Source organism: Flavisolibacter nicotianae (assembly GCF_003628535.1).
GTDB classification, from domain to species: Bacteria; Bacteroidota; Bacteroidia; order Chitinophagales; family Chitinophagaceae; genus Flavisolibacter; species Flavisolibacter nicotianae.
In genome coordinates this window covers 198,474-211,175 of record NZ_RBCI01000014.1, presented here as the reverse complement: position 1 = coordinate 211,175, position 12,702 = coordinate 198,474, and the positions used below count along the sequence as shown (strand labels likewise).

At 49.0% G+C, this 12,702-nt stretch carries 7 protein-coding genes; 4 read left to right on the top strand and 3 right to left on the bottom strand.

Annotated features, from left to right (window positions below; genetic code table 11):
• Positions 1 to 1,288: 1,288 nt before the first annotated feature.
• Positions 1,289 to 1,825 (top strand): dihydrofolate reductase family protein, encoded by a 537-nt coding sequence (locus D6024_RS23480; RefSeq protein WP_121357255.1) that lies wholly within the window; start codon positions 1,289 to 1,291, stop codon positions 1,823 to 1,825.
• Between the two features lie 273 nt (positions 1,826 to 2,098).
• The gene (locus D6024_RS23475) at positions 2,099 to 2,458 is read left to right on the top strand and encodes a hypothetical protein (RefSeq protein ID WP_121357254.1); all 360 of its coding nucleotides are present in this window, start codon (positions 2,099 to 2,101) and stop codon (positions 2,456 to 2,458) included.
• 227 nt (positions 2,459 to 2,685) lie between these two features.
• On the opposite strand, the gene D6024_RS23470 is transcribed toward D6024_RS23475, so the two are convergent.
• Entirely contained in the window at positions 2,686 to 2,877 is a 192-nt protein-coding gene (locus tag D6024_RS23470; RefSeq protein WP_162944977.1) for a transposase, read from the bottom strand.
• A 278-nt stretch (positions 2,878 to 3,155) separates the two neighbouring features.
• Between D6024_RS23470 and D6024_RS23465 the strand changes: the two genes are divergently transcribed.
• Positions 3,156 to 3,326, top strand: coding sequence for a hypothetical protein (locus D6024_RS23465; protein ID WP_162944976.1), 171 nt, complete (start codon positions 3,156 to 3,158; stop codon positions 3,324 to 3,326).
• A 2,195-nt stretch (positions 3,327 to 5,521) separates the two neighbouring features.
• Positions 5,522 to 9,340, top strand: a complete 3,819-nt coding sequence (locus tag D6024_RS23460) for a T9SS type A sorting domain-containing protein (RefSeq protein ID WP_121357251.1) — start codon at positions 5,522 to 5,524, stop codon at positions 9,338 to 9,340.
• A 786-nt stretch (positions 9,341 to 10,126) separates the two neighbouring features.
• Here the strand turns inward: D6024_RS23460 and D6024_RS23455 are convergent.
• Together D6024_RS23455 and D6024_RS23450 are read right to left on the bottom strand one after the other, a co-directional pair.
• Positions 10,127 to 11,437: an aspartate aminotransferase family protein gene (locus D6024_RS23455; protein WP_121357250.1), complete on the bottom strand. Its 1,311-nt coding sequence runs from the start codon at positions 11,435 to 11,437 to the stop codon at positions 10,127 to 10,129.
• 8 nt (positions 11,438 to 11,445) lie between these two features.
• Complete coding sequence (locus tag D6024_RS23450) at positions 11,446 to 12,690, bottom strand: MFS transporter (protein WP_205573355.1); 1,245 nt, start codon at positions 12,688 to 12,690, stop codon at positions 11,446 to 11,448.
• Positions 12,691 to 12,702: the final 12 nt, after the last annotated feature.

The window sequence follows — 12,702 nt, the reverse complement described above, 5'->3', positions numbered from 1 at the left end:
GCTCGATTCAGCCAATGATGGAAATGGATAGGAGAGAAGTGGAATGGGATTTTCGGTGCTCAACAACTTGCTACGCAAAAATAGCCGAGGTGGTGATAAAATAGGCGGGTAGCTGACCGAGCTATGCACTGTGTAATGGCTTTTCCGGTTCTTTTACTCTATTGGCTTGAGTAGTTTACATGAACGGCTAAATGGGCACTCTGACCTTAGATAGAACGAAGGTTTGTTCCTGTTTTTCTGACTTGCACACAAATGGCCTGATAGCTGACCGGACAATTATCGAACACCAGGAGGAAAAATGGCTGGAGAGATAAATATCACAATATCAATGTTTTAGCTGAAAAATATTATTAATTCTTCCAATAAGGTGTTCGATAACTGTTCGGTCAGCTCCACCTGAAGGGACAACTCTAAATTTTTGAAGAGTTGTCCCTTTTCTTTGAGTTGAAACCCTTGTCCATGGCGGATATAAGCAGAACGGCCTTGTTGATTTTTGGTGGTCGACTCTTGTTTTCAGAAATTTGGATCTTTTCAGGAAAGATCGAACACACCACTTCTCGTTTTGTTTCCAGGCTGCTTTTCCGGTAGAAATCCGGCAGGTTTTCCAACAGATGAATGCCTGTCTTTAAAAACTTCTGAAACTCACTTAAAGTGGAACTTTGACTTTCTAGTTCTGCCTACAACTTCTGTAGCTCTGTGGTAAAACGGGTCTTAGCTTTGGCATAGCTGGCCGCGTCAATAACTTTGTCCATCAGGTTATCATCGAGTGCATCAAGGCGGCTTTGCACTTGTTTGATCTCGGCCTGTATTTTGGCAATTGGGCGTACCTAGGTTTGCTTTTTTGGCAGCAGCTTTTTAACTATGGTTTCATAAAGTTCCTTTGCCTGTCCGTTTACTTTAAATTCAAAAAGAATGTTTGCCATGATGTCGTGCGTTTTTGAGCACGAATACGTTGCTGCCCACAATGATTGCAATGGTAGTAAAAGTGACGATCGCCTGTTTTGCTTCGGGAGGAACTGCCGGTTAGTTGCCTTCCGCAACACTCACAACGGGTTCCCGCTATGCTGGCGGACAAATAAACTTCATCACCTGTACTACAATGGGCGGCAGTTCAGGCAGACACAACATCATTCAGCTAAAGAATTTATCTTGAACAATAAAACATTTATCGGCTTTTGTTTTGGCTGACCGAACGCTGAAATCCAGCACAGCAGCAAGCCGGTAGATGTTAGCGGTCAGGCGACGGACGACCCAGACAGATAATGCAACAAGAACTTAAAAAAGAAAAATGCGAAAATTATCTCTTTTTATAGCAACAAGTTTAGACGGCTACATTTCCAAACCTAAAGACGACCTTAGTTTTTTGAAATTAGTAGAAAAGGAAGGAGAAGATTACGGTTATGCGGACTTCACGGCAACCATCGACACTTTAATTATTGGTAGAAAGACTTATGATTATGTACGTAAAGAAATTGGTGCTTCTCATTACGACAATGGACAGCGAGACGTGTATGTAATAACAAGAACTGAAAGACCAAGTGTTGGTAGAACCAACTTTTATTCAGGAAATTTGACGGACTTGGTGCAACGACTAAAATCTGAAAACGGAAAAAACATTTATTGTGATGGTGGAGCAGAAATTATCAATGAGCTTTTACAACACGACTTGATAGATGAATTTATTATTTCCGTTATACCGATTTTGGTTGGTAATGGGATAAGACTATTTAATGACAACAGACCTGAACAGCAACTTGAATTTGTAAGCGTAAAATCATTTGACACAGGATTAACACAACTCCATTACAAACGTGTTGACAAATAAGAAATATAACAGTGAGACAAGAAAGCCCGAACCGCTAACAAGCGTATTGAACATTTTATTCCGCCCTTTGTTCTTTCGAATATGTTATTGATCCCCTTAACTGAATTTACTCAATTGTAAACATAGGAGCGTATTGCAGCAATAGGGGCCTGACAGTAATAAGCTCAACATTTATAATTCTATCGGCCTTTGTACAAATGTTGAGCTGACGTTTTTCAAATTTCCCATCGCTAATACGTAAACCGTTAGCAGCGTTGCAACCAGACTTTTTATATGAGACAAATAGTTTGTTTTATAGTATTTATTCTCTTACTATGTGGGTTTGACAAAAAGCCACAAGGCGTTTATGTGAACTTCAAGAACAGCTCACGAGAGGATTTTAAATCACTTCACGTCAAAATTTCGGGCAAGGACTACTTCTTCAATGAAGTAAGGAGCGGAAAGCTAACTAAGCCTATCAAAGTGGAGAAAACTTACAGGTATTGTTTTGCTGAAGCTATAACACAGAAGGATACTGTCATTCTTCAACCGTTTGACTTTGTCGGTGAAACCTTATTTACATCTGGTAAGTTGACAATGGAATTTTATATATTCCCCGAAGAAGGTCAAGAAAGGACTTTAAGAGTTCGATAGCCCTTCCAGACGCTGCTAACAGCAGTGGCTGTTGCACAACTCAGTTCTTAAAATCTGTTTTCGCTTATTTGGATCCTGTTGGCTCTTCATCTACTAACAGCCACCTTCAGCCAGCTTTTTCTGATCTGCTGCGCTGTTAGAAGTCACAGCATAAAAAAGCAGTTTGCAAGTGTTTCTTCGGTGTTTTTGAGGTTTTCACTTGTCCATTTGAGCAGGCGTTTGAGGTTTTAACAGACCGATGCCATCAGCACGCATTTGTTGGCCGGTTTGATCTCTCTGGTGTTCACCCGGCGTATGCCCAAAGAGTTCACCAGCGTGCCGATCACCGGTTCAACGGTAGCCCATCGGAGCTTTTTCATTTGTTTGGCCTTTCGGGTTTGCAGCCGCTCGTGCATCTGGTCATAGAGGTATTTATCCATGGTGTCTTTGATCTGTTTAAGTCCATTTAAGGACTCCAAATCGACTTTTATGTCCTATACGATATGGGAAATGAGTGGCATCCTTTTTCCTTGGCACCGACGGCCGGGCTTCCTTTCGTAAACTATCGGATTGGTTTGAAGCCTATTAATCTCGTGTTTTTGACTGTCGTGGCAGACCTTTTAGCACCATTTTTGTTTGTTTGTGACTGATCTCAGTACAAAACACGGGAGGAAGTTGGAACATGGAACGAGAATGGAGTACCCTGGATATTGCAGTCATGCAAACTCTCTATGAAACGAAACTTCAGGAACTCAATGCACTTCTGCTCAGCGGTGTGCCGTGGAAAGACCTCCGGGATAAACGCCACGAAGTGACGCAGCTTTCCATTCAACTTTCAAGGCGGAAAACCGCCCATCCTGCAGCATTCCCGAACAGGGGAGTAGAATAATTGCGTTTCAGGCTAGTTTTCACATCTGCCTTCACTGGCATAGTTGTGCCGTTCTGTATATGAATCCGATTTCTTTCTTGCCAAGAATTCCGTTAGGTTTGCGGTAGCGGTTGGTTGAAGCCTTACGGCCGGCCTACCGATGGAGAAGCAGGTATGCCAGAACACTGCCTTGTCAATTCTCCGTTTTGTTCCCTTGAAAGCCCGTTATTGATCCGATATACCCCAAGAAAACAAGTAGACGAAAACGTTACGTAAACCGATCCGTCAGTACAGGCCTGTCCCTCCCATAAGGAGGGATTTTTGTTTTCCTGGCTGTGTCCAAGGCAAAGGGAAGACACGGCCTATTGACATTTTATTCCCAACCTGATCCGTGGTACAGGAGTTGATCTTTATGCCATGCATCGCTCATTTTTGTTTTTAATCATCGGCCTCTGTTTCAACAGCAGGCCTTTTCTTTTATATCACAAAGCACAGGACAGTCCTGAACCTTTTTGCGTTTGCCTCGATTATCGTTTTTCTTAAAAGGTCATTTACATTCATTTATTGCGCAGCACCTAATGAAATCCAAGGCGCTGGTTTTCAATATTCTATTGGTTTTCTATATCGACTCTTTGATTTTACCGGGCTGTGCTTTATGTTTACCCTTCATTTCATTTAAGTTTAATCCGTAGCCCCCTCTTTCTAGTTGGGGCTTTTTGTTGCCAGTTCCCTAATAATAAATAGTTTCCGGAAAGCAAGACCCTCTCTTCATAGAGGGTCTGTAGTATAAAAGACAGGAAATGTCCGGGTGGAGACAGGAAATGTCCCGATGTGTATTTATTTAAATAGCGTAGACGGTAAGTACAACTAATCTCTCAACGACATTCACGCTAAGAAAAGCTGCCCAATTGCTCACACCGCTCTCCTGTAAAACGGCTTTTCTTCCCACCAGTTACTGCTGCAGGTATTTTGCCTCCGCTATATTGTAACTGTCGAATTACGCTTTCTTGGCTTCGGTCATTGTATACTACGACGGACCAGGCAGAGAAAAAAAGAACCCCTTGTAGACACAAGGGGCGTAACCAAAACTAACTGCTTATAAGAGGGGGCAAATCTAAGGCAGGGAAACTTTCATCCGGCATTAAACCTTTTGCCTTGCCCGCCTTCTTACCCACGGCTTTACCCGTTTTTGTCCATTACGCAATGAAAAAGCAGTGTCAGGCTACATCACCAGGCTGTGTGGCTTTTGACCCTGTAAAACGGACGCCCTATTACGCTGTCTCTTTGAAACCAAGGTACCCATTCCCATTCTTCGCATAGAGGTCCCCTCTGAAAAGGAGGGGGCTTTTTTTCGGTCATGCGGCAGTCAGACGTTGAATTGTTGTGGGTAAAAGAGGGGCAGTCTTTGGAAATTTGTTATTGGACTTTTTGATGAATATTGGAACATATAACAAGGCGGGATTTTTATCCTGCCTTCTTTTTTCTCCCGTGCAAAATACAGAATACTGACTTCTTTGCTTAGTAGCTCAAGTCCAAATTTGTCTTTATCATGGCCTGATTCGAGCACCTGGACCTTCGTTGTATCGAAGGTTTATTCCAGCTTTCTTTCCGTACAATGTGACGGCCAGCGCCACTTCTAGGGTAAGTATTTTTTTTATGCCGAAGTTCCTTGCCGCCTGTCGAAGGGGAAGCCGAGCTTTGTGAAGAAATCAGTGAATACCAAAACAACCTTTTCCTAGCACTATCTAGGGTAAAGAAAGCCGCCTTTAGCCGCAAAATTTATAAAAATGCACTGATATTTATTCAGGTCTTTTACGCCTCTTTGTAATGTCATTTTCTATTCCTGGGACTTGCAGTTCTTCGCATACGTCAACCCTGTAACCACTCTTTACCAGCTGTTGTACAACCTAGGGGCTGACCAAAGTAAAAGCAGCTGCGCAACCGGCTTTCTATACTGCGCTGCCGTTTTTATGACTGTAGCGTTGCAGCTGCAAGGGAAGTTGTAAAACTCAAAAACCTAATTTATTTTGCGCCTCAAATCCAAACTTTCGGATAACCGTACCTTTATTTAATAATCAACCCGTCCAGTCCCCTGAAAAACCCAAATGAAAACTGCTCCCTCGCTGTAAATCTTTTTTGCACAGGCCGCGTTTTCGCCAATTTCCTGCGAAAGATCATCCGTAAGAAATCACACTTCGCGTGTCAAATTCGTCTTTATGAAACACAGGATCACGCTGCGTACAGGCGCAGGAAAAACCGTATTGCGTACTTTTTTCAGGGCCTGCTTTGTCAACCAGCACCGGTTGCAAGTGATGGCCACCGTTCTTTGTATCTTGCTGTTCGGGGCCGCATCGGCGCAGAACAGTTCCGCCTCCTGGCCGTTGACCAGCAGTGGTACGGCTACCGTCGCCGGTAATCTAACGGCTGGAAACCTGGTTGTCAGTGGTGCTTCCAATGCAGTGTATTCTGCCGACAAAGGCGCAACGTTCACAAAACTGAACGGGACTTCCCAGGCCAGATCCGGTTACCTTGAATTCTCCGTTTCACCGGCCAACAACTTTGCCTTTACCCTTTCCGAATTCAGCTTTTCCTGCAATCTTTCAGATGGGACATCTACAAACGCCTCTTTTCAGGTTCAGTATTTTTTGTCTACAAACACTACCGCTGTCTTTACGGGCAACACGCTCACTCCAACCGCCACCTGGGCCACCACCACCCTCAATTCGCCAAATCTCACCGTTAGCGCAGGACAAACTCTTTCTGTACGTATCTATGTGTGGGGCCTGGCAACACAAAACACGGGGTTTAATCTGAAAGGCGTAAACATCCGCGGTTATGCCTGCCCGTCTGTAGCAACCATCACTTATCCTAAAACTACTTATTGCAAAGACCCCAACACTACGGCAAGCCCCACTGTTAGTGGCGTTGGCGGCGGCCTTTATTCCGCCACGCCGGCAGGCCTTTCCATCAACAGCACGACCGGTGTGATTGATGTGACCAACAGTGCCGCCGGAACCTACACGATTTTGTACACGGTGGCCAGTACGGGCTGTTCGGACCTGAAGGCCACCACCGGCATCAAGATCAATGACCTACCCACTGCGTTCACCTTGACTGGGCCGGATGGAGCTACCGGTGCTTTTTGCACCAACGGTACTCCGGCTACCTTTACCTTGAGCGGCTCGCAGGAAGGCGTCACGTATACCTTCAACTCTGTCAACCCGGGCGGGAACACGCCCCCGGGACAAAACTTTACCGTGCCGGGGGTAGGAGGAACCCTCGAGTTTGTGCAAACCCCCGACGGGAAATGGAGCTACAAGGTCACCGGTACCGATGATGCTACCGGTTGTACTAACACCATGGAAGGCCTGCTTACCGCCGTTGACGGGCCAGCCATCACTTCCCAGCCGCAATCTGTTTCGGTTTGTACCAGTGGGGCAGCCACCATTACCCTCAACGCCTCCAATGCCAGTTCGCTGAAATGGGAGGTAAGCACCGACAACGGCAGTTCCTGGACCACCGTGACCAGCAACAGCATTTACACCATAAACACAAGCGGCACGACGTCGACAAAGCTGACCATCAGCAATGCGGCTGCCAGTATGAACAGTTACCAGTACCGGGCCGTGCTGGGTGGACCCTCTGCCTGTCCCGTTAACTACAGCAATGTTGCTGTGCTGACTGTCAACCAGCCGCCTGTGATCACAAAACAGCCGGTTTCCAAAGCTGTGTGCCACAACAGCACGATGATCCTTTCGGTAGGGGCCACCAATGCTGCAGGCTACCAGTGGTACCTGAACGGCGCCGCCATTGCCGGCGCCACCGGTGCTGAATACCGGAAAACCTATGATGCGGCGACAGATGCCGGCACGTATTCCGTGCTTGTCAAAAGCAATGCCCCCTGTGGCAACCTGGCGTCCAACAGTGTCACCGTTTCTACCGCTCCTCCCTCTGTTACCACCTGGCAGGGCCCCTTGCCCGGCTCCGGTGCCACGAGCGGTACCGCCTGGGAGGTGGCCAGCAACTGGTCGTGCGGGGTGCCCACCCGTTCCACCGATGCGGTGATCCCCGCTGATGTGATCGACGGCTATCCCACCATCAAACCGGCTGTCACCGGCGAAGTGCGCAACCTGACCCTTAACGGTGGCGGCTTTAGCCCCTACCTCACCGTGAACGGCAAACTGCAGATATTTGGCAGTGTTACCAACAACGGCGGCGTCTTCGACGCAACAGCCGGGACCATTGAATTCAGCGGCAGTACGGTTCAAACCCTTTCTGCCGGCCTGTTTGCCGGCAATACGGTGCAAAACCTGGTGATCAGCAACGATGTGAACCTTGCGGGTGAGCTGAACCTGACCGGGGCATTGAGCTTTGGTGCGGTGAGCAACAAGACCCTGGCCACGAATGATTACCTGACCCTGAAGTCGGGGTCGGCCACAACGGCAAGAGTAAGTGATCTTACCAACAACGGCAGCAGCACCGGCAATGCGATCACGGGCAAGGTAACAGTAGAACGCTATATCCCGGCTTTTAGCAACCGTCGCTGGCGGCTGGTGACCTCCCCTGTTGCCGGGATCTCTGTTCACGATGCCTGGCAGGAAGGGCGTTCCTGGAACGGCAGTAATAACGAGATGAGTGGCTACGGCACGTTGATCACCGGCAATGCCCAGGGAACTTCCGCTACGGCCACTGACAATGGTTTCGACTTCTGGACGGCTGTTGCCGGCAGCTCGGCTTCTATAAGGAAATACGTTCCCTCAAACAGCAACATCAACGCCAACTGGGTGCCATTAGAAAATACCATCAGCCCCGGCTTTTCCAATCTTGAAGCCTATCTGGTCTTTATTCGCGGCGACCGCACGGTATCGACCGGCACCGCAGGCGGGACCACTACGCTCCGCGCCAAAGGAACCCTGAAACAGGCCGTGGCCTACACCATCCCTGTTCCGGTAACGTATAGCCATGTCCTGGTTGGCAACCCCTATGCCTCACCGCTTGATTTCAGAAAGCTGTATGCTGACAACAGCACCAAAATTCAACCTTACTACTGGATCTGGAATGCCGGCCAGGGAACAAGCGGGGGCTATATGGTCATGCAGCCGTCAGCTACCGGCGGTTACGAGGCCATACCGGCCGGCGGCACCGGATCTGGTTCTGCCATCGAACCCATTATTGGTTCCGGAGAAGGCTTTTTCGTGGTGCCGGCAACCAATGCGGCCACTGGAAACACCCTCACCCTGCAGGAAACCCATAAATCCAACGGACAGCCCGGCTTTTCCGTTTTCCGCCAGGTGAGAACGGAAGTGGCCAAACTAAGCGTGAACCTTTATGCACAGGTGGACGGTGAAAACATCCGGCTGGACGGTGTACTGGCGCAGTATGGCGCCTCGCCGGAAAAGTGTGGCGGCATTGCCAAACTCGCCAACATCGAAGAGAACCTCTCGATTCCTGACGGGGCGGAAAACCTGATCGTTGCCAGCAGGGGTGGTGTCCAGAGCGGCGATTCCCTGCAACTGCGGCTTTGGAATGCGGCTGAACGCGGGTATCATTTTACCTTCAAGGGTTCCGGCTTTTTGGCCCAGGGACCAAAGGCTGTCCTTTACGACCGCTATAGCCGGCAGGAGACGGAAGTGCCGCTCACCGGAGAGGAGACGGATTATGCGTTTGGGCTCACAAATGACAGTGCGAGTAAAGACCCCCGGCGTTTTGTGATCCGTTTCAGAACGGCCGCGGCAACGGCAAGGCAGGCCCGTGCGCTTCCTGTCACACCGGAAGGAAAGCCGGCTTTCGTTTTTCCCAACCCGGTTAAAGCTGCCACCACCAACCTGGTCCTCAGCGGCAAGTCGCCGGGCCGCTACACAGTGCGCCTTTTTACGGCCAGCGGCCAGTTGCTGAGGGTTCAGGCAGTGCAATACAGTGGCGGCCTTGCTGTATACCCAGTCTCGGCCAGGGATCTTGCTGGCGGAACTTATACGCTTGTGCTGGCTGCGCCGGACGGCAGGCAGGAGCAGGTTTCCTTTGTTGTGATTCGCTGAGAAATGGGCGGGGAGGCCCGGTGCGAGGAAGCAAAGCCTGAAACGGCGAATAGCACGAAACTCAGAAACAGGCAGGAATTTCACCCACAAAAGAGTCGATATTTCTTTTGCATGCGATTGTTGATTGGGGGGTGAAATAGTTCAACAGGGCAGGAGCAGCCTCGATAATTCACCCGGTTGTTGGATAACAGTCGGCGGTTTTGGGAGGAGTTGGAAAAAATGGACGAAGGAAATGAAGGCCTGGATTGGATTGCAGAAATTTTTTTGTTCTGGTGCAAGAACAGTGGAGAAAAAGGCATGCATTTTTTAAGCTGGTGATCTGGGTGCTTGCGGTTCGACGTACGTAAGAAAGCCACGCTGGCCTAAACCGTCTGTTTATGCAAAAAAAAATATACTGTTTTTTGTTTGTCTATTTTGAGAGGCTTACATGTGCCGCAAACTGTCAACAAAATAATTTTTATTGCTTCCAAAGAAGTCACGGTAACGAATCTGGTGGTATAAAATGCCGTGGCCGGCTACACGCCGGGTATTTAAATACAGAATATCGATTTTTCGTTCAAGTCTAGCAAGTCAGCATATTGCGCTTGAACGTGCAATTCATCGAAGGTTTGCTCCTGGTTTTCTATCTCGGGTCAAAAGTGCTGATACTGTTTGCACAGCTCCACCTGACGGGACAACTCCATATTTTTGAGGAGTTGCCTTTTTTTGTTTTGGCTGAAACTCTTGTCTGTAGCGGCTATCAGCAGAACTGCCTTTTTCCGCCCGCTCGCTTTTGCAGATCACTTTTTAAATCATGGTTTTCAGTACAGCTTTCGCTTCCCGCAAAGCCAGCGAGATATCATCCTTTGTGTGAGCCGCGCTGATATACCACAGCCCTCTTCCAATGATACGAATGCCTCTGTCGTGCATGCCGCTAATGAACCGATTTAGTTTTGCTTTATCATATTTCAGTGTGTCGCGGAAGTCGTTTACGGAATTTGCATTGGTAAAGCCCGTGTGAAAAACAGGCCCGGGTCCTTGCACCAGCAGGTTGTGGCCGGCTTCCGAAGCAAGTTGTCGTAAGCCTTCCATCAGCTCATTTCCCAGCGTATACATCCGGGGATAAGGGTTTTCTGTTTCCAGTACGTTGATGGTGGCAAGGGCTGCAGCTACCGAACTGTTTCCGGAGTTCATCGTGCCTGCATGGATCACCGTGCCGTCTTCGATCAGTTGCATCCACTCTTGTTTGCCCACAATGGCGCTGATCGGGTAGCCGCTGGCAATGGCCTTGGCAAAGATGGACACGTCAGGCGTGATGTTGAAGCGTCCTTGTGCTCCGCTCAGTCCCAGGCGAAAACCGGTGATCACTTCGTCAAAAATGAGCGTAATTCCATATTGATCGCAAAGACGGCGCATCTCCTCAAGGTAACCTTCGCGTGGTTCAATGCAGCCGTTGTTGCACATAACAGGCTCGGTGATGACAGCAGCAATTTCGTGGTATTGTTCGGCAAGGGTTTTTGCCAGCAGGTCAGCGTCGTTCCAGGGAAGGATCACGAATTCATCCTTTGCGCCATCCGCAAGTCCCGCACTCCAGGGAAAAACAGTTGGGTGTTCCTGTGAGCCCAATGCTTCCGGCGATGGAGTGGAAAGTCCCCAGGCCACATTGTCCAGCCAGCCATGGTAATGCCCTTCAAAGCGCAGGAATTTCGGCCGGCCGGTTTTTGCCCTGGCAATGCGCAAGGCAGTCTGCACGGCTTCCGAGCCGTCCAGGCAAAAGCGCATCCGTTCGGCAGAAGGGATAAGTCGCTGAATGGTTTCGGCCAACTCCAGTTCCCGGATATGTTGCCCCGCAAAAAGTTGTCCTTCTTCCGAATAATCGCTGATGGCCGCAAGCACCTTTGGGTGCGAATGTCCCAGAATGAGCGGTCCCTGGCTCAGGGTAAAATCAAGGTATTCGTTGCCGTCCACATCATAAATTCGGCTGCCGCAACCGTGGGTGTAAAACAGGGCATGCGGATGATTGTATTTCCGGAATTCAGATGACACGCCCCCGGCAAGAACGTTTTTGCTTCGGCGCAACAGGTCAGATGATTTTTGGTAGCGATTCTCGACAGGCATAAAGCTTTTTATTTTTTCGACTTGATAAGGAGTAAAAGCACAATGCAAACCGGGATCAGAAAAGAAGCCCACCGGAAAATGGTGGTGAAGCTCACCTCCGCATCCCGCAGGTAGCCGCCGGCGTAGATACCAATGCCACCGACAATGCAGCTAAACAGGTTTAAAATGCCGTAACCCGTTGCCCGTTTTTCTTTTGTGGCAATGGTGGATAGGATCGGCATCATGTTGGTATCGCTGAAGGCCTTGGTGAAGGCATAGATCATAAAAAATAAAATGGCAAGGGTAAGGATTGTTGTATCGCTTGCCAGAAAAACCATTGGTGTTGCGACGCAAAGCCCCAGTGCCGGCACCAGCATGCGGGCCCGCCGGTTTTTTTTACTCCATTGATCGGTCATAATCCCGCCAAGCACAAGACCGGCAACGGATGCCGGGTACAGGTAAGCCGTTGCATAGACGCCGGCCATCTTCTGCGAGAGATGGAACCGCTGCAGGTAAAACGTGGGCAGCCAGGCGGTGATCAACCAGGCGACGATGCTCAGTAAACTCCAAAAGGCGAGCATCGCGTAAAACGAAGGAATGGAGAATAACTCTTTGATCGTCCTGAAAAAATTACCCTGTTCAGCCGGAAGAGTTGAAGCGGGATCATTTAGCTTTTCTTGTGGTGGATCTTTCAGCAAAAACGCGATCACGATCGCATACACGATTCCAATGCCACCAAAAATGGTAAACGCTAAATTCCAGCTATGATCTTCCGCGATCCAGCCGCCAACAAAACCCAGGCTGGCACCGATAAAAACGCCGGCCATGTGAATGCCTGTCGCTGTGGATTGCGTTGAGCCTTTGTGGTAGTCGGAGATCAGGGCAAGCGCCGCCGGAATGTAACAGGCTTCACTCAATCCCATCAGTGCCCGGGTAGCCAAAAGCTGCTCAAAATTGGCAGCATGTGCCGTGAGCCAAGTCACCGCCGACCAAATAAAAAGGCTGGTGATAATAATGCGGCTGCGGCCAAAGCGGTCGGCCAGGTAGCCGGCGAAGGGACTGAACAGTCCATAGACCCAAAGAAAAACAGCCGTGAGAAGGCTGAACTGTTTATCCGACATCGGGATCGCCACGGTGATGGACGTGTGCATGGTGGTGATGGTGTTCCGGTCGAGATAATTGAGCAGACCGACAAAAAAAAGCAGGACGACCGCCAGCCAGGCCCTGGGCGGAAGCGTTTCCTTTTTTTCTGCAGGCGTTGTTGTTTTTTCCATCGCAAACATTGG